The following is a 22,581-nucleotide window of genomic DNA, read 5'->3' as shown; positions in this document are numbered from 1 at the left end:
GCGGAACCCCAGGGGGCCGGCCCCTGATTTTGCTGACCGAGCCCTACTTGCCGGGCTCGAGGTCCGGCTGTTTGCCGAAGCGGAAATTGATTTCGCTCAAGCCTTCCTTGAGCTGTTCGATATTGGTGGCCGAGGGGATGACAAACCCGGCGTTTTGCTCGTCGACGGCGGCGATCCCGACCTTGAGCTTGACCTCGCCATCGCGGATCTCGACCCCCTGCATGCCGGCCTGGAGGCTGGCCTGAAAATCGTTGAGCATCATGCTCACCCGCTCGGGGCTGAGCACGGCGATCCGATTCTCCTGCTGCAACTGGCCCAGCAGGGACTGGTTTTCCCGGGTCAGGGTGGCGAGGCTGCCGCGCAGCCGGTCAAGTTCCGCCTGGGCCGCCTGCAATTCCTGCCTGGCCCCGGCGGCGGCCTCGGCCTGTAGATCCCGCAGGCGATTTTCCAGTAATTGCTGCCCGGCCTGCATGCTGTCCAGCTCTTCCTGCAGGGAACGGTTGAGGGCGATCAGGCCGCCGATCCGCTCATCGAGGGCATCGGCCTCGGCCAGCTTTCGGCGGTCATCCTCCAGAATCGCCTCCAGTTCGGCGATCCGCTCTTCCAGGCGCCGGCGCCCGGCCAGGTAATCCTGGAGAATCTGGCCGAATTCCCGCGATTCGACCGGCTGGTCCGCCAGCCCGGGAACGGCCCGGGCCAAGGCCTCAAGGGCGGCGACCAAGGCCGCGCGGGAACCCAGTTCCGCCTGGCGCCGGGCTTCAATTTCGGTCTTCTCCCGGGCCAGGTTTTCCACCGACTTGATCAGTTTTTCCCGCTCCTTGGCCCAGAGACTTTCCCCTTGCCCCAGCTTGGCCCGCAATTCGGCGATTTCCCCGCCGGTCGCCTTAAGCCGCTCCTCGAGTTCGGTCCGCTCGGCCAGGGCCTTGAGCTGGGCCGCCTGCTCGGCCTTGCCGGTCTTGGCCTGTTCCTTCTGCGCCTGCTCCAGTTCCCGGCGTTCGGCCGCCAAGGCTTGACGGGCCTTGTCCAGCTCCCGGCGCTCGCCGTCCACCTCCCGGCGCGACTGGGCCAACTCCGCCTCGTCCTTTTTGCGGGCCTTGGTCAGTTCCGCCTCGGCGTTTTTCCGCGCCTGGTCCAATTCGGTCTCGGCGTTCTTGCGGGCCTTGGCCAATTCGGCCTCGGCACTCTTGCGGCCCTGCTCCAGTTGCTTGGCCTCCTCGCGCAGCCGGGCCATTTCCTGGCGCAGCGCCTCGTGGTCCGTTTTCAGCTTCTGCAACTGCTGCAACTGGGCGGCCCCCGGGATGTTCAGTTTTTTCTGTGGCATGGCTGTGTCGCCTTAAAATTATTGGTTTTTATCGTTGACGACCAGGATGCGAACGGTGCGGTCCTTGCTGTCCGCCACCCGGACCGTCCACGCCTGCACCTCGGGCTGAAATTTGACCTGGTAGGCCATATCGCCCAGGATATCGCGCAGGCTCTGGATATCCTTGCGCCCCGCCACTTCGGCAATGACCTCCTCCCGGCTCCGGGCGGGGGCGGCGGCCGCCGTCTCCGGGCGGGCGGCGACATAATGGACCTTGATGGTGGACAGCGCCCGGGCCAGCAGCCCGTTGCCGGCCAGGCCGGCGAGGCTGACCGGAGCCAGGATCATGCGGTTGCGGCCGTCAACCCCCAGGCCCTGGACCTTGATTTCAAGCTCGGCCTCCTCGAACATCATCCTGGTCTGCAAACCTTCGGGCAGGCCCAGATCCTGCTGGGCCGCCTCGAAGGACTTGCCGGCGGCTTCGAGCAAATTTTCCAACCCTAGCTGTTGCTTGCTCATATCGGCATCCCGCTGGAATTTTTTTAACCTTAATGATCCGGGAATGACCCGGCCGACATGAAACCCGGCTGGCCGGGCCCCGCTTCACTCGCGCTATAGCCGGGCTCAGCCCCCGTCATCCTCGGGGGCGTTGGCGGTGGTCCGGATCGGCTCGACCCGCAGCGGCATCGGCACCGGCACCAGAGTGGCCGTCACCTTCGAACAGACGCTGACATCGCGGTTGAGCTTGCGCTCGAAGCGAATGCCGGCAGTATCGGCCTGCAGAAAGAGCCGGCCGCCGGCGGAGCGGGTGCCGCTCTCGCTTTCGGTTTCGACCATCTTGAGATCCATCTGCACCTCGATCACCGTCTGGGCGAACTGGTAGAAAGTCGGGTTCACCCCGATTTCCAGCAGGGAAACCTCGTGCGGTTCTTCCTGGCGATAGCTGACCCGGCCGTCGGCCGCGATGGTTTCATGGATGGCGGGCACGACTTTCACCCGGGTTTCGGCCAACTCCCGGACCATTTCCGCCGACGAGGCATCCAGGCCGCGCTGGGCGTCGGCGACACTAAGAGCCACCTCGCGGATCAGGTCGGCCAGGGAGGCCTTGTCGGTCTCCCTGGCCGGCTGCGAGAGGGGAATAAGCGGCGTGCGAATCTTGCTTAAGGGCACGGTGCTCCTCCTTCAGGAACTGGCGTTTAATTAGTTGGGGCCGGGCGGTTGTCCACCGTGTTCATCACCGGCTCGATCCGGGGCGGCGGCGGCACCGGCACCATCCGGGTCACCAACCGGCTGGTGCCGTGCACTTCCTTGCCGAACTTGCGGTTGTGGGAAACATCGGTGTTGACCGACGCGCTCCACATGGAAAAACCAACCTTGGCCTTGGCGCTGACCTTGACGTTGGTTTCCCGCGAGGAGGTAGTCTTGATGTCCATGGTCACCTCGATGGTGGCCTCGGCGAACTGGTAGAAGGTCGGCATCAGGCCGATCTGCAGCAGCGAAACATCCACCGGGTCCTGGCTGGTGTAGCTGACGGTGCCGTTTTCGGCGATGGTCTGGGTTATGGACAGCACCAGGGGCACCGTGGTGTCGGCCAGCAGCTTGGCCGTTTCCACCGAGTTCTCGTCCAGGGCCCGCTGGGCCTCGGCGACGCCCAGCCCGAGCTTCATTACCATTTCCGGTAATGGCACATTGAGTAATTCGTGACCGACACTTGCCATGGCTGTTCTCCTTTCTCCAGGGGTTGATGGTTGCGGCAGCAGCTACCGCGTTTGCATTTGTCGCCTGAACCGCAGGCGGCGCCGGGGCCGCCCGGGGGTAAACCGCGAACCGGCCTGAAAAACCCGGGCTGCCGGGCTCCTCCGGCTATTACCAATTAAGGGCCATCAGGTTCCGGGCTGGGGAGGCTGAGGGCCGGGAGGCGTCGCGCCGGCCCCCTGGGCGGCCAGAAATTTCTGGTAGCGCTCCACATCGAGATGGACCCCGCCGACCTTGCTGATCCCCGGCTCCTTAAGCAGCGCCAAGGCCTGCTTGAGGGCCATCCGGGCCAGCACCTTGGTGCCGTTGAGGCGCATGATCACCTGGCCGTCCCGGGCCCGGACCCGCGGGGCCGGGTCGCTTATGCGGGCAATCACCAGGAACAGCCCCTCGCCGGTGTCGCCAAAGCTTACCTTGGCCCCAAAGCGATTGGCGAATGCCGAACCCGATTCCATGCCCTACCCTCCCTTCATTTTCCTGACCAAATGTTGCTGTATAATTTTGTATAGCGAGGGGCGGGGGAGATTGTCAAGCAAATTTTCTAACAAAAAATAGAGTCGCAAAGCAGACGCGCCAATCGGCCCTCAGAGCCGGTCGGCGGAAGGAAAGTAAGATCAGGGCCCCCGCAGCGGCAAGGTTCGGCGCCAGGCGGCGGGCGGGAGGATGAAAAGAACCGGCCCAGGGGGCCGCCGGCTCCAGCCGCCACCTCTTCACCTGGCTGCTGGGAACCCTGACTTTCTATACCCCGACAGTGTGGAGGGATAAGCTCCGCAGCCGGTCTTCATCGACGGCCGGGCCGATATGTATGGGAAGGAAATTTTTACCGACTACGGCAAGATCACCAAAGTAACCCAAGAAACCGACGCCCTGCTGGCGCAGATCGATATCAACTGGATCATCTTTCCCTGGGACCGCCCCCTGGTCCGTTATCTCAATGCCGGCGGAGGTTGGACGGAAATTTATCGGGATGATCAACTCGCGATTCTGGTGCGGAATCAAGGTTAAGCAACATGATCAGGTAAGACCGGAGCCTGGAATGCGCATTCGTGGCGCCTAAGCCGACTGTCTGTTCGTTACATCCTTCCAGCAAAGGCCCAGTATTTGCCGGCCAGAAAAGTAAGCACCACGATCAGCGCCTGCACCAGCAGCAGGGCCAGTTCAAAGCGCAGCTCCGAGCGGGTCAGCAGCAGGTGAAAAAGGGAGGCGTTGAGCAGGAAAAAACCGCCGGCCACCACAAAAAAGGCCGGCAAGGCGAAACGGAAACGGGAGGGCTGTTCGCGAAAGGTCCAGCGCCAGTGGCCGAGGAAACTGACTCCGAAAGCAACCAGAAAGCCACCCACATTGGCCAGCTCCGGGTGCAAAGCCAGCAAATAAACCAGCCCGACGGCAACCCCGTAGTGGAGCAGGGTGGCGATTCCGCCGACCCCGGCAAAACGCAGCACCTGGGTCATGGCGCGGGCGGCCCCGGTTCACGCAGCGGGCTGTGGTCCAGTTCGTCGGCCACCAGGTAAACCGGGCGCTGCTTGACCTCGTCGAACACCCGGCTCAGGTATTCACCGATCACCCCGATGGAAATCAACTGAATGCCGGCGAAAAACATGATCGAAACCGCCAGGGTGGCGAAACCGGGAATGTCCACCCCAAAAAACAGGGTCCGGAGGGCAATATAGGTGCCATAGGCAAAAGCCAGCAGGGAAATGACCACGCCGATCGCACCCCAGATGCGCAGCGGCACCTTGGTAAAAGAGGTGATTCCGGTCAGGGCCAGCCGGCTGAGTTGGGAAAAGCCGAAGGCGGAACGGCCGCCCTTGCGCACATCAATTTTTACCGGCACGGCGCAAGTTTTGAAACCTACCCAGGCAAAAAGCCCCTTCATAAAGCGATTCCGTTCCGGCAAACGGTTTAGAGCATCCACCACCCGGCGATCCATAACCCGAAAGTCCCGGGCATCGGGGGGAATCGGGGTCTCGCCGCCCCGGGTCAGCAGAGAGTAAAAAAAGCCGGCCCCCATCCGCTTCAGCCAGCGCTCATCGGCCCGGCCGTCCCGCACCGCGTAAACCATGTCGCAACCATCCCGCCAGCGCTCCAGCATGGGACCGATCGTGCTCAGCGGCTCCTGACCGTCGGCGTCGATAATCAGCACCACATCCCCCCGGACCCGGGCCAGGCCGGCGGTGATGGCCGCCTCCTTGCCGAAGTTGCGCGACAGATCGAGCAGAGTCAGCGCCAGCGACTCGGCGATGGCGGCCACCGCCGCCGCTGTATGGTCGCGGCTGCCGTCGTTGACCACAATGATCTCCACCCGCTCGGCAAAGGTATGCAGCATCTCATGCAGTTCGTGCAGGAATTCCGTTATCTCATCACCCTCATTAAAGGCCGGAATAACGCAACTGATGCTGTAATTCACCGGTCTGGCCTGTTCCATGACTATATGCTGACATTCAGAAGGCATTATTAGATTTCTTAGGCGAGATCGTTCTTCAGCCAATTGACAACACCAGGGTCAATCAGCAATTACCACATGGTTTTTTTCTTGATCGTAGAGGGCCGGGTAACCTTGTAGCCAGAAGCGGGGGCGAAAATAGCCTACTGGCTCCAGCAAGCTTTCTTCCCGGTATTCCTGATGCACCCGCTCCAGGATAGGGATTTGGACGCTAAGCGGTTTGGCAATTCCCAGCAAAACCAAGGTGAAAAAAAGTAAAACAAAAAAGTGCGCCCGGGGTGAATGGGACGATGCTTCAACTGCTCCAACTTCAAGCTTTGGGGATTCAATATAGGCAATCCCCAGCATCCAGCCCAGCACCAGAGTCATCATCAATTGGCTGATGGGCATCACGATAATCCCGCTGAACAAGGAATGCACCGCAGCGGTAATCAAGGCCGCAAACAAAGCCGGCCGCAATCTGGCTGTTTCGTCCTCTCCTTTTCCCACGCCGTAATCATTTCGGAGCCACAACACCAGCCCCAAGCTGAAAAGCGCCAAAACGATAAGCAGAGCCGGCACGCCCCATTCGGCCGAGATCTGCAGGAGCGCATTGTGAGGATGGGCGGCAACCCCCATGGCGTAATCGGCATAATGCATGGGTCCAACACCCAGCAAGGGGTGACTAACGGTCATCTCCCAAGCTTCAGACCACAAAGGCTCGCGGCCGCTAAGTCCGCTTAATGCGCGATCGAAAACACTTTCAACCACGGCTGGTTTTCCCACCAACATCAAAGGAAGCCCGTAATGGAGGGTCAAATAGGCCGCCAGGCCGGAGACCATGGCCAGCAGATGCCAGCGCAACCATGGCAGAGCCTGGCGACGATAAAACAGCAGGGTAAGGACCACAGCCACCATACAACCTAAGGTGGTTCCTCGGGTCGCGGTCATGAAGAGCAACAACCACCAACCAGCAGCCGGCAAAAGCAGGGCAAGCCGCCAGGGGCAGGCTCGTCTGACCAGCAGCAGCGGCAACACCATCAGCGGCAAGGTCCAGCTTTGCCACTGGCTGAAAAAACGGACGTTCGAGAAGCTGTTAAACAGCAGTTTGTGGACTAAGCTAAGATCAAAATCATAGCTGACGGCCGCCCAATAATAGCCCGCTGAATAAATCAATAAATAGACGCCACCGACCAGGACCATGGTGACCGCCAGCAACCGGTCAAAAAGAGAACCAAGATTAACCCTGATCACGGCAAGAGATACTGCCGCCAGGAACATGAGGGCAAAATGGGCTACCTCCAGCAGCGCGAACCATGGATAAACCGCCAGTACACTGGAACAAACTCCCACCAGCAAAAGAGCGAGCAACAACATCCTGGTCCGCATCGACAGGAAAAAATATAGTTGCAGCCAATCCTTCCGGGTTGCTCCCCGGCCCAAAGTCAAGCCACAGATTGCAACCAGCAGCAACAAGACAAAAAGCCTTTGATGATTGTAGTTGCCATAAAGCGGCAAAGCCGGCAGTTTCGGCATGAAAACAAGGTAGAAGGCTACTGCCAAAAGGGCGATCACGCCAAAGGCTGAGGACCACATTGGCACAAGCCTGGGCTTGCGATCGGCAGATGACAAACACTTCATATAGTCCATTAGTTGCTTCATCCTTACCCGCCTTATTCCACACTTATCCTGTCAATATCCCCCATTTGGGGGATTTACTTCCAACACAAGTTATGTATATCATCATGCAATAAGTGAACGGCTGTTCACCAGTCGCCTCAGGGCCAGATCTGGAGAAGCTGGTCACCCCCCAGCAGGGCGACCCAGCCGGCCAGGGCCAGCCAGGGGCCGAAGGGAATGGGTTGGCGCCGGTCATGGCCGCCCCAGATGATCAGGACCAGGCCGACCACGGCCCCCAGCAGGGCCGAGAGCAGCAATACCAGGGGCAGGACCTGCCAGCCCAGCCAGGCGCCCAGCAGGGCCAGCAGTTTGAAGTCGCCGTAACCCATGCCTTCCTTGCCGGTCAGCAGGCGGAAGGCGTGGAAAATGATCCAGAGGCTGAGATAGCCGAACACGGCCCCCAGAACCGCCGCCGGCAGGGTGGTGAAGAGGCCGCCGAGGTTGAGCAGCAGGCCCAGCCAGAGCAAAGGTTGGGTAATGATATCGGGCAGGAGTTGGGTGCGCAGATCGATCAGGGTCAGCAGCAGCAAAACCCAGGTCAAGAATATTGCCGCCCCGCCCTGCCAACCGAAGCCGAACCGCCAGGCGGTGATGGCCCCGACCAGAGCGACGGCGAGCCGCAACCAGAGACGGCAGGGAGAGTGAACGACCGCCGGCTCGGCTACCTCCGGCCCGGCCGCCAGTTCGCCCTTAGCCTTGAGCAGGGCCCGGCAATCGGTGGCCCACTCCCGCTCCATCCGGCTCGGCAAAACCTGTCTGAGGCGGTTGAGCAAGGAGGCCGCCACCAGCCCGACAAGGCCGACGGTTAGGGCGAAGAGGAGGGGAAAGGAACTGAAAAGAACTATCATGGCCAAGATCCGGGGTGCCGAGGAAAGCCCCAAGGGGCGGGAAACCATTCCATAGCCAGCGGGTTCCGGCTTGTCAAGCCCTAACTCCCGCAGCCGGGACTCGGGCTGGCCCCCGTGTTCCGGCCGCCTGTGACATAATGTCGCAGCTCGGGACTATGACGAAGAAGAAATTGAAATAATATGAATAAAATCTCATAATAATGCTATTAATAATCAAGGGAAAACTGATATAAGTTCTTATGTGTGGCAGGGCCAGTTCCTCGGTAAAAGCGATACCACGGTTGGAGTCTGGCTAGTTTGGATAATCCTATTTTGGAGGAGAGAACCATGAACAAGATGATGAGTAAGATTTGGCGGAAGGGCAACGAGTTGGTACTGCGGACTCAGGTTCAACTGCAGGAAGGCCTGCGGGCCCTCCCCACGGTCCGGGCCCGACGCAAGGGCCAGGAAGGGGCCACCATGGTGGAATACGCCATCCTGGTAGCGTTGATTGCGGTGGCAGTAATTGCTACCGTAATATTGGTCGGCGAGGAGATCGATAAAGTGTTCAATAAAGTTGTTGATGAGATGGCGAAGGTAACGACCGGATGAGGAGAAAATTAATAGTACACCGGGTTAACAATAGTTGAGGTATAGGCCAAGATACACTTGCAAACCGTTTTAGCCTCAGCTTGTGCCGTTCCCAATCCGGGGGTTATTTAACTCCCGGATTGGGACGGGCCGATCAACCAACCCCAACCCTTCGGGCGACCTGATATCATGAACTCTGAGCTTATCAGCCGCTTCCGCCACCAAAAGCGGGACCTGGGCGGGCGTACCGCCCCGGCCCCGCCCATGCCCCCTACCCCGGTCGCCTTCGAGGACCTGGGGGTGGGGGAGCCGGTGGTGGACAAGCTGATCCTCAAACATCTGCTCAGCGCCGGCAGCCTGCGTACCGACGAGCTGGCCCGGCGTCTGGGCATTCCCCTCTCCCTGATGGAGGCCCCGGTGAGCTTTCTGCGCCGGGAGGCCCTGCTCGAGGGGCGCGGGGAGCGGAACGGCGGCGGCATCGGGGCCTTGCTGCACCTGAACCTGACCGACCAGGGCCGGGCCCGGGCCCATGAATACGCGGGGGAAAACGCCTATTGCGGGCCGATTCCGGTCCCCCTGAAGCAGTACGTCAGCCAGGTGCTGGCCCAGTCGGTGCGGCGGCAGACCGCCGACCGGGAGCGGGCCCGCCAGGTCTTCAACGGCCTGGTGGTGCGCGACGAGGTGGTGGAGAAGATCGGGGCGGCCTTCAACAGCGGCGGCTCCCTTTTTCTTTATGGCCCGCCCGGCACCGGCAAGACCTTCCTGGCCGGCCAGATGGTCCGCCTGCTGAGCGGCGATGTGGCGATTCCCCACGCGGTGGAAATCCAGGGCCAGATCGTCGAGGTGTTCGATCCGGCCACCCATCAGCGCACCGATGACCAATCCGCCGCTGAAGCCCTTAGTCCCGACAGCAATGACGGAGGCTTGATCCGCGACCTTAACGGCCGGATGGATCAGCGCTGGGTCAAGTGCCGGCGGCCGGTGGTGGTTGCCGGCGGCGAACTGATGCCGGAAATGCTGGATCTGGTCTATCAGCCCAATACCGGATTCTACGAAGCGCCCCTTCAAATGAAGGCCAACGGGGGCATCTTCATTATCGACGATCTGGGGCGGCAGGCGGTCGATCCCACCCTGTTTCTCAATCGCTGGATCATGCCTTTGGAGAACGGGATCGACTACCTGAGCCTCCACACCGGGGCCAAATTCCGGATTCCCTTCGACGTACTGCCGGTGTTCGCTACCAACATCGAGCCGGATAGCTTGCTGGACGAAGCCTTTCTGCGCCGGCTCGGTTACAAGGTGGAGATCGATTATCTCACCGAAGAGGAGTTCGCGAAAATCTTCGCCCAGTACTGCGAAGCCAACGCTTTGCCCTACGACCAGGAGATGGTGGAATACCTGGTCAGGGAACATTACCGTCTTAATAACCGGCCCATGGCAGCCTGCCATCCGCGGGATCTGATCAACAAGGCCATCGATTACTGTCTTTACCAGGGGCGCCCCCTGGAACTGACTGCGGAGCTTCTGGACAAGGCGTGGTCGTCATATTTCGTGACCCGCTCCTGACCGGAGCAATAAACAGTATAAGAGAGTAGGAGAAGAATACGATGCAATCCCGTGCACTGTTGATTCTGCTCGTCGCCATCATCCTCGGTGGGGTGGCCGTTTACCTGGTGCAAAGCGTACTGCGCGTGGAGCCCGAGGAACGAGTGGTGGAAAGAGCCCCGGAGATGGCCCAGGTGGTGGTGGCCGCCACTGACCTCGAAGTCGGCGACCGGCTGCAGCCGTTGATGCTGACCACCGCCCCCTTTCCCGCCGCCGCGGTGCCGGAGGGCGCTTACTCCCAGGTCGCCACCGTGATCGGCGACGAAGAGCCGGCCCCCACGGTAATTCAGCAGATGCGCAAGGGCGAAGTGGTGTTGCCCCACAAGATTTCGCCGCCGGGCGGCCGGGCCGGACTGACGGTCAGGATTCCCGACGATATGCGGGCGATAACCATTTCCACCGACGTGATCCAGGGGGTCGCCGGCTTCGTGCTGCCGGGCGACCGGGTGGACGTGCTCCACACCACCACCGCCGCCCGCCTGGCCGGCGACCTGGTAACCCGGGTGCTGCTGCAGAACATCAAGGTGCTGGCCGTCGACCAGGTCAGCTCCGAAAGCGAAGAGGAACCCAAAGTGGTGCGGGCCATTACCCTGCTGGTCACCCCCCAGCAGGCCCAGCGGGTTACCCTGGCCCAGCGGGTCGGCCAGGTTACCCTGGCCCTGCGCAGCGATTCCGACCAGGAAGAGTTCTCGCCCGATGTGATGCGCCTGGTTGACCTGCAGAATATCGGGGCGGAAGCTCCGACCCCGGCGCCCCGGGCCGCCGCTGTCCGCCGGCCTGCCGCTCCGGCCCGGCCGGCTGCTCCCACCCGCCTCAACGTGGAAGTTATTCGCGGCCTGGACGTGCAGCGGGAGGATGTCAATATCGAGCAGCCTGACCAACCCGGCGCGGGAGGGCAACAGTAATGAAGATCCGCAATCGAAAAGGGAGTTATACGGCCATGGTTTCCGTAACGAAAACGACTGTCATGCTCTTGGCTTTTCTGCTGCTGCTGGCCGGAGCCGCCGGCGCCGCCTCGCAGCCCTACAACCTGGACCTGGGCGAAGGGCTGGACGTGGGCGAGCTGAACCTGGCCATCGGCAAGTCGCGCATCGTGACCACCCCGACCAACCTGAGCCAGGTGATGATCGGCAACCCCAACGTGGCCGATGTGCGTCTGCTTTCCTCGCGCCGGGTGATTCTGCTCGGCAAGCAGCAGGGCCGCACCAACCTGGCCTTCCGGGATGAAAACGACCAGGTCATCGCCCTGCTGGACGTGGTGGTCCGCTACGACATCGAGGGCATCAAGCGCAAGCTGTACGAGCTGCTGCCCGAAGAGAAAGGGATCGAGGTGCGCAGTTCCAACGCGGCGGTGCTGCTGACCGGCGAGGTTTCCGATGCCCTGGCGATGGATACCGCCCTCATGGTGGCCCGCAGTTTCGCCAGCGACGACAATGTCAAGAACATGCTCCAGATCGGCGGCGGCCAACAGGTTATGCTGGAGGTGCGGATCGCCGAGATCAAGCGCCGTTCCCTCAAGGCGCTGGGGGTCAGCAGCATTCTCAGCGGATCTTCCAACGATTTCCCCCTGACCCTGATCACCGGGGTTACCACCCCCGGTGCCTTTGCAAGCGCCACCCTGCAATGGACCGACCTGATGCTCAACCTCCAGGCCCTGGAGAGCAAAGGGGTGGCCAAAACCCTGGCCGAACCCAATATCGTCGCCCTCTCCGGCCAGCAGGCCAGCTTCCTGGTCGGCGGCGAGTTCCCGGTGCCGGTAATCCAGGGCGGCACTTCCGACGCCATCACCATTGAATTCAAGGAGTTCGGGGTCGGGCTGGTCTTCACCCCCACCGTGCTTTCCAGCCGCAAGATCAACCTGCGCCTCCAGACCGAAGTTTCCACCCTCGATACCGAGAACCCCATCTCGGTGATGGGAACCTCGGTGCCCTCGCTGGCGACCCGGCGGGCCGGGACCACCATCGAACTGGGCGACGGCCAGAGCTTCGCCATCGCCGGCCTGCTGCAGAACAACATGGATAACGCCATCAGCCAGGTGCCCGGCCTGGGCGACCTGCCCATCCTGGGGGCGCTGTTCCGCAGCACCGAGTTCCAGCGCAACGAGACCGAGCTGGCCATCGTGGTCCGGCCCCGCCTGGTCAAGCCGGGACCGCCGGGCGGCCTGATGCTGCCCACCGACAATTTCATCCCGCCCACGGACATCGACCAGTACCTGCTGGGACGGCTGGAAGGACGACCCAGCCAGGCCGAGGGCCCGGAAGCCGGGGCAAACGTGCCGGCCGAAGGCGGACTGGAAGGCTCTTACGGTCATCAACTCTAAAGAGGGCGAAGATATGCAAGTGCAAAAAGTGATTTTAGCGGCCGCCCTGGCCGCCCTTCTCGGCGCCGCCGGCGGCTGCGTGACCACCACGCAGCACAGCCTGGGCCCGGACTTCGGCAACTCGGTGCAGGCCAACAGCGCCAACCAGGTAATCGACCCCCTGGCCGGCCTGGAAGAAACCGACCCCAACACCCTGGACGGCCGCAAGGGCGAGCTGGCCCTGGATCGCTATCGAACCGAGCAGGCCGAAGCCGAAACCCAGCGTTTAATTACCGACATTAATTAGCGGCGGCCGGCGGCGGAGCCGGCGGGAGACGCTGATGAAGACGATCATGAAAAAACAACGCGGCGCCATCCTGGTGATGACGGCCCTGCTGGTCATCCTGCTGCTGGGGATGGCCGCCCTGGCCCTCGACCTGGGGCGGCTCTACGTGCAGAAAACCGAAATGCAGAACGCCGCCGACACCGCGGCCCGGGCCGGAGCGATGGAGTTAGACGGCGAAAGCGGGGCCCTGGACCGAGCTGAAGCCGCCATCAACGACTTGCTCCGGCACCAGGCCCATTTCTCGCGCGAACCCGAACTGCTGGACCAGTTGAGCACAGAGGCTGGTTCGATTATTTTTTACAATTGGATCGGTAGCAGCTACGACCCAGCCGTTCCCCCTTGTACTCCCAATGCAGATAACAAGTGCGTAACTACCGAAGATCACGACGCCCGTTACGTGGAAGTACGGCTCTACCCGGAGCTGGTCCCCGAACCGGAGGCCTACACCGTCGACCTATTTTTCCTGCCGGTTCTTGGTGTACTGATCGATGATGTGGCCCGGGTTGCCTCGGTGCGGGCCCGGGCGGTGGCCGGCACCAGTTCCGAAATCTGCAACTACCCCCCCATCTTCATGTGCAGCTCCGATCCATCCGACCCCAACGGCGGGATGACGCTCGGCCAGCAGGTGCTGGTTAAGGTCCAAAAAGACAGTTGGACAGCGGGCAATTTCGGCTTTCTTGAAACGCCGGGTCTGGATGAAGATGAGGGTAACCAGGCTCTGGCCAAAGCCCTGGCCAACCCATCCGAGATGGGATGCACCCCCTCGATCGTGACTACCAATCCCGGCAACCGGGTCGGCTGGACCCGAGATGGTCTCAACACCCGCTTCGGCATCTACGGCCACAATATGTTTATGGCCGGCGGTCAACCAGCCGCCGGTTACGAACCGGCGCCCAACGTCATCGACTACCCGCGGGATCGCCGATTTACAGCCGGGCGTTACGGCCAGGGCTGGCATAACCAGGTAGTCGACAGCCTGGCCCACGAATTTTTCGCCCCCAGCGCCTATTCCCCCAGCCAATATTTTGAGACTACCCAGGAAAGCGGTACCAGCGCGCCGGCCAGCCTCGCTACTATCACCCGCTACCAGCTTTACCAGTGGGAGCTGACCGGCGTGGTAACCCCGAACACCGATTACAAATGGCTCGACGAATATGACCCTGCCTCCAGCACCGGGAATCTGCCCAGTTTCAATCTGGACAGAGCCGACTTGTTCTACACTCCCCCTCCCGGGCCGGCACAGCCCCCCCCACCCTATCTTCCGGTTCGCGTCGACAGTCTTCGACAAGGAATCTCCTGCAATGAGAACGATGTGAAGTCGATAAACCCGGTAAACCATGATTGCTCCCTGTTGGACGGTGACCCTGCGCTACTGAGCGCTTCCTACACCCCCGGCTCGCCGCGCAAGCGGGTTCTCTCCGTCGCTATGGTCGACTGTGAGGGACTTGGCGGGGGCAAGACCAGTTTTGATGTGCTCGAGCACGGCACCTTTATCAAAATGTTTTTGACCGAACATATTCCTGCCCCGGCCGGCGGAGAGGACAAGGTCGATGTTTACGCGGAATACCTTGGTCCCGTTGTCGGCGAGGAGCTGCAGTTGATTATTCACAGGGTGATTCAGCTCTATGAATAAACCAAAATACCCAAACCGCCGCCGGGGGGCGGCGATGGTAGAATTCGCCATCGTCCTGGTGTTGCTGGTGCTGATCGTCTTCGGCATCACCGAACTGGGGCGGGCCCTCTATCAGCAGAACAGCCTGACCAAGGCAGTTAACGCAGGCTCACGCTACATCGCCCGCCAGTATGACCTGCTTTACCCTGCGGATGCGGCTAACGACCAATGCTTCCCCAAAGATTCCGTCCGCTGGAACCAAGTCAAGATTGACGCCAGAAATTTGATTATCTGCGGGCAATTGGAATGCGACGGGGCTGACCCGGTGGTGCCCGGGCTGGATTTGGATCCAGAGGACAAAATTACCATCTCCGACCCACCACGAATGTTTGACGATTATTCCGGATCCCCCGCTTGCGTGATCGAAATCTCGGTCAGAACCCCGTTTGTGCCAGTTTTCGGTGACGTGGTGGTACCTCTTACCCGTATTGCCGGATTTGAGCTTAACGCCCGCACGGAGGAGCGCTACATTGGTGAATAGGATGCCATGGCGAAAAACGCCGCTCCGGGCAAAGGTCGAACGCGGTGCGACGATGGTGGAGTTTGCCATCGTAATTGTGGTCTTTATGGTGCTGGTGATGGGCGGCTTCGAATTCGGGCGGATGATCTTCGAATGGGGTCGGGTGGTGGAAGCGACCCGCGCCGGGGTAAGGATGGCGGTAGTTTCAACGCCTCCCGTCGGCTGCCGGGATGCCAATGGCAATCTCACCCTTACGGATGGCAGTTGTGGCCCCGTAAATCCGGATGCGGGATCAGATGTCTTGCTGGCCATGCAGAGAATATTGCCTACAATTGAAAGAGATAACATCGAATTGACCTATACCTCCACCATTATGGGATCTCCTCTTCGATCTGTCCCAATCCCGGTGGTGACTGTAGAAGTACAAGGACTTACCTTCGAACCGGTCGTGGCCGGGTTGCTGGGGCTTCCCACCACAATTCCCATTCCGGGCTTCGCCAGTTCGCAGACCGGCGAATCCCTGAGAGATCTTAATTAGAATGAATAAACGAATCTTCAACATCAAAGTGAGCAACGGACATAAAATATGATCATAACTCTCAACGTAGTGGCCGTAGTGGTCCACAAGGATACCGGCGACCAGATTGCCGATGCCCTGTCGCGGGTCAAGGGGATCAATCTTTCGATCCGGATCGCCGATGCGGGCCGCTCCCTGGGCAAGATCGGCGAGGATGAAATGCCGGATGTGATCATCCTCGAAATCAACGGCCAGGCGGGCCAGGATGTCGAGGATGTCGAGGAAATCCTGGGCCGGGGCGACGACCAGGTCAAAATTTTCGCCACCTACCGGCAAGGCGACAACAACATCTTGCGCCGCCTCTTTCGGGCCGGAGTCAAGAACATCTACCCCCAGCCGTTGGAAACCCAGGACCTGGTCCTGGACCTGGTCGAAGTGATGGCGGAAAAACGCAATCGGGCCATGCAGGCCCAGAGCCGCAAGGGCAGCGTTACAGCCTTCATGAATGCCAAGGGGGGCTCGGGCGCCACCACCATCGCCACCAACGTCGCCCATACCCTGGCGACCAAATACAAGGCCAAGGTGGCCTTGATCGATTTTGACATCCAGTTCGGCTGCGCGGCCATGAGCCTGGACCTGAAATTCGGCGCCGATGTCTGCAACGCCATCTTCCAGCCGGACCGGATCGATCCAATTTTCATCAAGGCCCTGATGACCAGGCATGAAAGCGGCCTGCACGTGCTGGCCTCGCCGGGCAATCTTGGTTCTATCGACGGGATAAAGCCGGGAGCCGCCACCGATCTGCTGCAGGGGGTGATCAACCTTTACGATATCGTGATCATCGATTTGCCCCGCCTCTTTCTGCCCTGGACCATTGAAGTCCTGCAGCTTGCCAATCCGGTGATGCTGGTTTCCCACAACAACCTGGTGACCATCCGGGACACCAAGTTGATTCTGGAGCACCTGCCTCTGCAGGGAGTGCCGGCCGAGCGCATCGAGGTCATCAACAACCGGGCCAAGGCCAAGGTGGCCAGCGTCGATATCGGCGAGATGAAAAAAACGCTCAAACTCGAACGGATTCACCGGGTCACCAACGATTACAGCACGGCGGTGAAAGCCCAGGACCGCGGGGTTCCCCTGGCGGAAATCAGCCGGCGCTCTCCCCTGACCCGGGATATCGAGCATCTGGCCGATTATCTTTACGCGGCCCGCGATGGACAGGAACCTCCCGGGCGCGGCCTGATGGACCGTTTATTCTGATTACCGAACCAGGCTGACCGGCATTAACCCAGATAAGGTAAGTGAAAATGGCGAATAATAATCAACCCCCCAGCGCGCCCCGCACGGTAGGCGCCATGCAGGATCTGAAGAGCCGGATGCACGGCCACATTCTCAACCGGCTCAACCTGGAGATTATCGATCAGATGGCCCCCGAACTGGTTCGGAGCCAGATCGGCGAGCTGGTGGTAGAATTGCTGGCCGAGGAACGGATTCCCCTCAACGCCCAGGAGCGCGCCCGACTGATCAGCGACCTGCAGGACGAAGTGCTGGGACTGGGGCCCATCGAGCCGCTGCTGGCCGACCCCGGCATTTCCGATATCCTGGTCAACACCTACAATCAGATCTATGTCGAGCGCAAGGGGGTGCTGGAAAAAAGCCCGATCCGTTTTCGCTCCAACGCCCACCTGATGCGGATCATCGACAAGATCGCCAGTTCGGTGGGGCGGCGGGTCGACGAGTCCTCCCCCATGGTGGACGCCCGCCTGGCCGACGGCTCCCGGGTCAACGCCATCATCCCGCCCCTGGCGGTGGATGGCCCCATCCTTTCGGTCCGTAAGTTCAGCGTTGATCCCTATACCATGAGCAACCTGGTCACCTTCCGCTCCCTGACCCCCGGGATGGCCGAGTTTCTCGAAGCGGCGATCAAGGCCCGGGTCAACGTTTTGATCTCCGGCGGCACCGGTACCGGCAAAACCACCATGCTCAACGCCATGTCGGCCTCGATCCCCGACCGGGAACGGATCGTCAGCATCGAAGACTCGGCGGAGTTGCAATTGCAGCAGCCCCATGTGGTCCGCCTGGAAACCCGGCCCCCCAACATCGAAGGCAAGGGCGAGATTACCCAGCGCGACCTGGTCCGCAACTCCCTGCGGATGCGGCCGGATCGGATCATCATCGGCGAGGTGCGCGGGGCCGAGGCTCTGGACATGCTGCAGGCGATGAACACCGGCCATGAGGGTTCCCTCAGCACCATCCACGCCAACACGCCCCGCGACGCCCTTACCCGGCTGGAACACATGGTGGGGATGACCGGCATCACCATTCCCCAGCCGGTGGTGCGGCAGCAGATCGCCGCCGCTCTCCACCTGATCGTCAATATCGAGCGCCTGGTGGACGGCCGCCGGGTGGTTTCCAGTGTCCAGGAAATCACCGGGATGGAGGAAAATGTCGTCAACATGCAGGAGATCTTCAACTTCACCCGGGCCGGGGTCGATGATCGCGGCATTGTGCTGGGGCACTTCCAGGCCACCGGCATCCGGCCCTGGATGTTGCGCCGTTTCCGGGAACGGGGAATCACCATCCCCGAGGATACGTTCGAGCCGGAGCGGATTTACGAGTAAGGAAGGGGCTCTCCGCCGAATATTGACGGCGAGAGCAAGCAGCGCAAAGCGAGCCCAGGATAAATAACGTGGATACCCAGGTAATTGTCATCATTGCATCGATTGTCGCCTTCCTGGCCGTGGTGGCTTTGGTGGAGGCGCTCTACCTGCTCTGGCGGGAGTTCTGGCAGGAGGGCCGGCGCAAGATCCGCCGCCGCTTGCGCGACTTATCGGCCGGCGGCGGCCACGGCAAGGAAACCTTCGATCTGCTGCGCTCGCGCCAACTCAGCGATGACCCCTTCACCGACCGGGTGCTTTCGGCGATCCCCCGGATCCGGGCCCTGGACCGTCTGATGGAGCAGGCTGGGTCGGAAGCCTCGGTGCTCCAGTTGATCGTCCTGCAATTCTTCCTCGCCATTGTTTTCTATCTGCTGCTGTGGCTGGGCCTGGGGCTGGCCTGGCCGCTGGCCCTGATCGGTGGCCTGCTGGCCGGCTTCGGCCTGCCCATCATCTATCTCCAAGCCAAGCGGGCTAAGCGGCAGACCAAATTCGTGGCCCAGCTTCCCGACACCATGGATTTTCTGGCCCGGGCGCTGCGCTCCGGCAACCCCTTTACCGCCGCCCTGCATGCCGCGGCCAAGGAAATGCCCCCGCCGGTGGCGGACGAGCTGGCCATCACCTTCGACGAAATCAACTACGGCCTGGAGATCGATGAAGCGCTCTACAACCTGAAAAACCGGGTGGGGGGAGCCGATGTGGCCTACTTCGTCACCGCCGTGCTGGTCCAGCGGCGGACCGGCGGCAACCTGGCCGATGTGCTCAACCGGATCGCCACCATGATGCGGGAACGGAACCGGGCCAGCAAGGAAGTCCAGATTCAGGCGGCCGAAATGAAGCTTTCGGCCTACATCCTGATCGGCCTGCCCTTTTTCGTCGCCGGGGTTCTGTTCCTGTTCCGGCGGGAATACATGGCCACCCTGTTTGACCACCCCATCGGTCAGGTCATCATTTTCATTCAGCTCTTCTTGATGTTGCTGGGCTATCTGGTAATCCGCCGGTTGATCAACTTCCGGATCTAACAGCCCGCCGCAAGGGCAAGGCTACGAAAAATTACGAGGACACTGATGGTGAACGGCGCGGATCTGGCAATCTCAATTCTGGTTTTTATGTCGGTTACCCTGTTTGTCTTGGGGGTATTGATGTGGCTGCTTACCGGCACGAATCCGCTCCAGCGCCGCCTCCAGGAACTGGATAACTCTGCCGGCCCCAGGGATGAGAGCAAGGACAAAAAGCCCAAGCATATGGGGACCTTTCTGGTCCGCTGGATCGAACCGGCCGCCAAACTCATTCTGCCCCGGGAGGAATGGCAAAAATCGCGGGTAAGGTCCCGGTTGATCCGGGCCGGTTTTCGCCAGGACCGGGCCCTGCGGGTCTATCTCGGCGCCAAGGTGGTGGCGGCCCTGGCCCTGCCCCTGCTGGGAGCAGCCGCCCTGTTTCTGACCGGCAGATTTCTGATTATCGCCGAACCCGTTACCATCGTCGCCTTGGTACTGCTGGCGGTGGCCGGTTTCTACCTGCCCGACTTATATTTGCGGCACCGCATCGAAGAACGCCAGACCTCCTTCCGGGAAGGTTTTCCCGACGCCATGGACATGCTGATGGTCTGCGTCGAGGCGGGTCTGGGCCTGGATGCCGCCATCCAGCGGGTCGGCGACGAGATGACCCAGAGCCATCCGATCCTGGGCACCGAGATGCGCCTGGTGAGCCTGGAATTGCGAGCCGGCAGCACCCGGGAGGCCGCCTTGCGCTCGCTGGCCAAAAGGACCGGGATCGATGAAGTGCAGGCCCTGACCACCCTGCTGATTCAGGCCGAGCACTTCGGCACCAGCATTGCCGACGCCCTGCGCGAACACGCCAACGGCATGCGCATCGAACGGATTCAACGGGCCCGGGAAAAGGCGGCCAAGTTGCCGGTCAAAATGATTTTTCCCATTATGCTGTTTATCTTTCCCGCTTTGTTTCTGGTGATTCTGGGCCCGGCCATTATCCGGATCGTAACCGCTTTTTACACGGTGTCATGAGCGCGTTTAAGCCGAAAGGAGTAAAGCACATGAAAAAGAAGGTCTTTTCTCTGCCCATTTTGGCCCTGCTGATCGCCATCGGCGCCGGAACCAGCGGTTGCTCGACCCACCAGTCGGAGGCCGCCCTCTTGCAAGGGCTCCAGCCGGTGGAACGCTTCAGCGGCCACAGCCGGACCGTATTCCAGGAGGATGCCTACCAGGTGGCCGCCGACCATTTCCGGGCCGGTCGCTACGGCCTGGCCGGCAAGATTTACCAGGATCTGCTGGCCCGCCAGCCGGATTCCATCCGGGCCCTGAACGGCGCCGGGGCGGTCTTCGACCAGCTCGGCCGCTACGAGCTGGCCCAGGCCTATTACTACCGGGCCCTCAACCTGGACGGCGGCTCGGCCCAGACCCTGAACAACCTCGGTTATTCGCTGCTGCTGCAGCAGCGCTACGCCGAGGCGGCGCAGGTTCTGGCCCACGCCGCCCGCCTGGACGGGGACAACCCCCGGGTGACATACAACCTGGCCCAGGCCGAGCAGCGCCTGGCGCAGGTGCTGGCCCAGGGCGAGCTGCCGGATCCGGCCCGGCCGGAACCGGTTCAGCAGGATCAGCCCCAACCGGAACCGGCCCCCATGGTCGTGGCAATGGTGACTGAGGAGTCGGCAAGCAGCTACGGGGCAAAACAGGTTGCCGCGATCGAACCGGCTCAGGTTGGGGCGATCGGGCCGGCTCAGGTTCAGGTACCGGCGTCCGCAACGTCGGCCCGCTTGCCGCAACCTGCGGCACTTCCCGCCCGCTTGCAAGAGCCGGCCTTGCCCGATGAGGCAGCAGCCGGGATGCAGCCTCCGCCCATCCCCGATTATGACGTCCATATAGCCAACGGCAACGGCCGCAACGGCCTGGCCTCCCTGACCGCCAATTTTCTCCAAAAGGCCGGGGTCAGGGTGAGCGGGATCAGCAACGCCGGCCATTTCAATTACCGCAAGACCCACGTCTTTTACCGGCCGGGCTTCGAGGCGGCGGCGGACGAATTGACCACCCTGCTCCGCCTGCCGGTGGAAAAAGAGGAATTGGCCAGCGGACGGCTGGACAGCTCGATTCGGGTCGTGCTGGGCCGGGATTTTAAGGTCCAGGAGCGGGAGCTGCGGACCGCGGTGCTGGATCAGGACCACGCCAGCCAGATCGCCGCCAAAAGGCCGGTGGCCGCCCCGGCAACTTTGGCCGCCGACGCCGCCAAGGTAAAACCCGCCGTGGCGGTGGAGGTTTCCAACGGCAACGGCCGCCGCGGCATGGCGAAGCTGGTGGGTCGGGCTCTGGGGGCGGAAGGCGGTTCGGTGACCCGGCTGACCAATGCCGGCTCCTTCAACCAGACCGCCACCACCATTTTCTATCGCCCCGGCACCCGCCAGGAAGCGGAACGGATCGCCCGTGCTCTGCCGGTGGGGGCGGTTTTAACCGAAAGCGAGCAACTGCGGGCCGATATCGGCGTGCGGGTGGTAATCGGCCGGGACTTGCTGGCGCACGAAAACGCCTTGCAGCGGCGAGCGGGGAACCATGCCTGATCACCATCGCTGCCGGTGGCTGTTGCTGCCGGCCCTGCTCCTGCTCCTCAGCGGCTGCGCCACCGTCGGCCCCGACCTCAACGATGAAGCCCGGCATCCGGCCGGGGGAACCCGGGAGCTTCTGCAACGGGCCCAATGGGCCATGGAACACGGGGAGCCCGCCCAGGCCGCCTTTTTCTACCAGGAAGTTCTGGCCGAAGATGAGATGAACGTCGATGCCCTGGTCGGCATGGGCCGGGTCATGCTGCGCCATGGCGAAGCCGCCACGGCGGAAAAGCTCTTCGATCGGGCCCTCGGGTTGGAACCGGAACGGATCGAACCCTTGGAAGGCCGCGGCATCGCCCGCCTTCAACTCATGCAGCTCGAGGCGGCGCGCGCCGACCTGGAGGCGGCTGTCGCCGGGGATCCCCGACGCTGGGAGGCCTTCAACGGCCTCGGGGTGATCGCCGATCTCAACGGCGATTATCGGCAGGCCCAGGACCACTACCGCCAGGCCCTGGCGATTTTGCCCGGCTATCCTAAGGCCCTGAACAACCTGGGCTATTCCCTGCTGATGTCCCGCGAATACCGGGAAGCGGAACAGGTTTTGCGCCGGGGGCTGCAAGCGGCTCCCGAGCATGCCCGGCTGCGGGTCAACCTGGGCCTGGCCCTGGCCTGGCAGGGTCGCTACGAGCCGGCTTACGAAGTGATGGTCCCGGCCCTGGACGCGGCCCGGGCCGCCAACAACGTAGGCTATATCGCCATGCTCGCCGGCGCTTACCAGCCGGCCATCACCTACTTCGACCGCGCTATCGCAGCCCACCCCCGCTACTACGCCACCGCCTACGCCAACAAACTCCGCGCCCAACGCCTAGCCACCAAATAAAATTGGGGTCAGAC

General features: G+C 61.7%; 24 protein-coding genes. 15 read left to right on the top strand and 9 right to left on the bottom strand.

Annotated features, from left to right (window positions below; genetic code table 11):
• Positions 1 to 43 precede the first annotated feature (43 nt).
• The 5 genes from ACHHTY_RS05865 to ACHHTY_RS05845 all read right to left on the bottom strand — a co-directional run bounded on the left by ACHHTY_RS05865 (position 44) and on the right by ACHHTY_RS05845 (position 3,510).
• Complete coding sequence (locus ACHHTY_RS05865; protein WP_395493165.1) at positions 44 to 1,321, bottom strand: coiled-coil domain-containing protein; 1,278 nt, start codon at positions 1,319 to 1,321, stop codon at positions 44 to 46.
• Positions 1,322 to 1,339: 18 nt separating this feature from the next.
• Positions 1,340 to 1,819 (bottom strand): hypothetical protein, encoded by a 480-nt coding sequence (locus ACHHTY_RS05860; RefSeq protein ID WP_395493164.1) that lies wholly within the window; start codon positions 1,817 to 1,819, stop codon positions 1,340 to 1,342.
• Between the two features lie 105 nt (positions 1,820 to 1,924).
• Complete coding sequence (locus ACHHTY_RS05855) at positions 1,925 to 2,470, bottom strand: hypothetical protein (RefSeq protein ID WP_395493163.1); 546 nt, start codon at positions 2,468 to 2,470, stop codon at positions 1,925 to 1,927.
• A gap of 26 nt (positions 2,471 to 2,496) precedes the next feature.
• Positions 2,497 to 3,018, bottom strand: coding sequence for a hypothetical protein (locus ACHHTY_RS05850; protein ID WP_395493162.1), 522 nt, complete (start codon positions 3,016 to 3,018; stop codon positions 2,497 to 2,499).
• A gap of 165 nt (positions 3,019 to 3,183) precedes the next feature.
• A complete protein-coding gene (locus tag ACHHTY_RS05845; RefSeq protein ID WP_395493161.1) occupies positions 3,184 to 3,510 on the bottom strand; it encodes a hypothetical protein in 327 nt (108 codons plus the stop codon).
• 346 nt (positions 3,511 to 3,856) lie between these two features.
• On the opposite strand from ACHHTY_RS05845, the gene ACHHTY_RS05840 reads away from it, so the two are divergent.
• Positions 3,857 to 4,060 (top strand): hypothetical protein, encoded by a 204-nt coding sequence (locus ACHHTY_RS05840; protein ID WP_395493160.1) that lies wholly within the window; start codon positions 3,857 to 3,859, stop codon positions 4,058 to 4,060.
• A 68-nt stretch (positions 4,061 to 4,128) separates the two neighbouring features.
• Here the strand turns inward: ACHHTY_RS05840 and ACHHTY_RS05835 are convergent, their stop codons facing one another.
• The 4 genes from ACHHTY_RS05835 to ACHHTY_RS05820 all read right to left on the bottom strand — a co-directional run bounded on the left by ACHHTY_RS05835 (position 4,129) and on the right by ACHHTY_RS05820 (position 8,011).
• Positions 4,129 to 4,506 carry a GtrA family protein gene (locus ACHHTY_RS05835; RefSeq protein ID WP_395493159.1) on the bottom strand — a complete coding sequence of 126 codons (378 nt, stop codon included), beginning with the start codon at positions 4,504 to 4,506 and terminating at the stop codon, positions 4,129 to 4,131.
• Positions 4,503 to 5,480, bottom strand: coding sequence for a glycosyltransferase family 2 protein (locus tag ACHHTY_RS05830; RefSeq protein ID WP_395493158.1), 978 nt, complete (start codon positions 5,478 to 5,480; stop codon positions 4,503 to 4,505). Before ACHHTY_RS05830 ends, ACHHTY_RS05835 begins: the two co-directional genes overlap by 4 nt.
• Positions 5,481 to 5,558: 78 nt before the next feature.
• Positions 5,559 to 7,127, bottom strand: a complete 1,569-nt coding sequence (locus ACHHTY_RS05825; protein ID WP_395493157.1) for an O-antigen ligase family protein — start codon at positions 7,125 to 7,127, stop codon at positions 5,559 to 5,561.
• Between the two features lie 128 nt (positions 7,128 to 7,255).
• The gene (locus tag ACHHTY_RS05820; protein WP_395493169.1) at positions 7,256 to 8,011 is read right to left on the bottom strand and encodes a prepilin peptidase; all 756 of its coding nucleotides are present in this window, start codon (positions 8,009 to 8,011) and stop codon (positions 7,256 to 7,258) included.
• 330 nt (positions 8,012 to 8,341) lie between these two features.
• Between ACHHTY_RS05820 and ACHHTY_RS05815 the strand changes: the two genes are divergently transcribed.
• The 14 genes from ACHHTY_RS05815 to ACHHTY_RS05750 all read left to right on the top strand — a co-directional run bounded on the left by ACHHTY_RS05815 (position 8,342) and on the right by ACHHTY_RS05750 (position 22,567).
• Positions 8,342 to 8,596 (top strand): Flp family type IVb pilin, encoded by a 255-nt coding sequence (locus ACHHTY_RS05815; RefSeq protein ID WP_395493156.1) that lies wholly within the window; start codon positions 8,342 to 8,344, stop codon positions 8,594 to 8,596.
• Between the two features lie 168 nt (positions 8,597 to 8,764).
• The gene (locus ACHHTY_RS05810; RefSeq protein WP_395493155.1) at positions 8,765 to 10,141 is read left to right on the top strand and encodes an ATP-binding protein; all 1,377 of its coding nucleotides are present in this window, start codon (positions 8,765 to 8,767) and stop codon (positions 10,139 to 10,141) included.
• A gap of 41 nt (positions 10,142 to 10,182) precedes the next feature.
• Positions 10,183 to 11,085, top strand: coding sequence for a Flp pilus assembly protein CpaB (gene cpaB, locus ACHHTY_RS05805; protein ID WP_395493154.1), 903 nt, complete (start codon positions 10,183 to 10,185; stop codon positions 11,083 to 11,085).
• Positions 11,085 to 12,500: a type II and III secretion system protein family protein gene (locus ACHHTY_RS05800; RefSeq protein WP_395493153.1), complete on the top strand. Its 1,416-nt coding sequence runs from the start codon at positions 11,085 to 11,087 to the stop codon at positions 12,498 to 12,500. Before cpaB ends, ACHHTY_RS05800 begins: the two co-directional genes overlap by 1 nt.
• Positions 12,501 to 12,513: 13 nt before the next feature.
• Positions 12,514 to 12,786: a hypothetical protein gene (locus ACHHTY_RS05795; RefSeq protein ID WP_395493152.1), complete on the top strand. Its 273-nt coding sequence runs from the start codon at positions 12,514 to 12,516 to the stop codon at positions 12,784 to 12,786.
• A 34-nt stretch (positions 12,787 to 12,820) separates the two neighbouring features.
• Entirely contained in the window at positions 12,821 to 14,458 is a 1,638-nt protein-coding gene (locus ACHHTY_RS05790) for a pilus assembly protein TadG-related protein (protein ID WP_395493151.1), read from the top strand.
• Positions 14,451 to 14,978 (top strand): TadE/TadG family type IV pilus assembly protein, encoded by a 528-nt coding sequence (locus tag ACHHTY_RS05785; protein WP_395493150.1) that lies wholly within the window; start codon positions 14,451 to 14,453, stop codon positions 14,976 to 14,978. The genes ACHHTY_RS05790 and ACHHTY_RS05785 overlap by 8 nt, the downstream gene beginning before the upstream one ends.
• The gene (locus tag ACHHTY_RS05780; RefSeq protein WP_395493168.1) at positions 14,971 to 15,495 is read left to right on the top strand and encodes a TadE/TadG family type IV pilus assembly protein; all 525 of its coding nucleotides are present in this window, start codon (positions 14,971 to 14,973) and stop codon (positions 15,493 to 15,495) included. Before ACHHTY_RS05785 ends, ACHHTY_RS05780 begins: the two co-directional genes overlap by 8 nt.
• Positions 15,496 to 15,543: 48 nt before the next feature.
• On the top strand, positions 15,544 to 16,734 hold the full coding sequence (locus ACHHTY_RS05775) for an AAA family ATPase (RefSeq protein ID WP_395493149.1): 1,191 nt from the start codon (positions 15,544 to 15,546) through the stop codon (positions 16,732 to 16,734).
• Between the two features lie 47 nt (positions 16,735 to 16,781).
• On the top strand, positions 16,782 to 18,095 hold the full coding sequence (locus tag ACHHTY_RS05770; RefSeq protein ID WP_395493148.1) for a CpaF family protein: 1,314 nt from the start codon (positions 16,782 to 16,784) through the stop codon (positions 18,093 to 18,095).
• Between the two features lie 68 nt (positions 18,096 to 18,163).
• Entirely contained in the window at positions 18,164 to 19,153 is a 990-nt protein-coding gene (locus ACHHTY_RS05765; protein WP_395493147.1) for a type II secretion system F family protein, read from the top strand.
• A gap of 45 nt (positions 19,154 to 19,198) precedes the next feature.
• Positions 19,199 to 20,155: a type II secretion system F family protein gene (locus ACHHTY_RS05760; protein WP_395493146.1), complete on the top strand. Its 957-nt coding sequence runs from the start codon at positions 19,199 to 19,201 to the stop codon at positions 20,153 to 20,155.
• A gap of 29 nt (positions 20,156 to 20,184) precedes the next feature.
• Positions 20,185 to 21,702, top strand: coding sequence for a LytR C-terminal domain-containing protein (locus ACHHTY_RS05755; RefSeq protein WP_395493145.1), 1,518 nt, complete (start codon positions 20,185 to 20,187; stop codon positions 21,700 to 21,702).
• Positions 21,695 to 22,567 (top strand): tetratricopeptide repeat protein, encoded by an 873-nt coding sequence (locus tag ACHHTY_RS05750; RefSeq protein WP_395493144.1) that lies wholly within the window; start codon positions 21,695 to 21,697, stop codon positions 22,565 to 22,567. The genes ACHHTY_RS05755 and ACHHTY_RS05750 overlap by 8 nt, the downstream gene beginning before the upstream one ends.
• Positions 22,568 to 22,581 lie beyond the last annotated feature (14 nt).

The organism is Desulfurivibrio nitratireducens, assembly GCF_044068515.1.
Classification (GTDB): domain Bacteria; phylum Desulfobacterota; class Desulfobulbia; order Desulfobulbales; family Desulfurivibrionaceae; genus Desulfurivibrio.
This window is presented reverse-complemented; position numbering and strand designations above follow the sequence as displayed.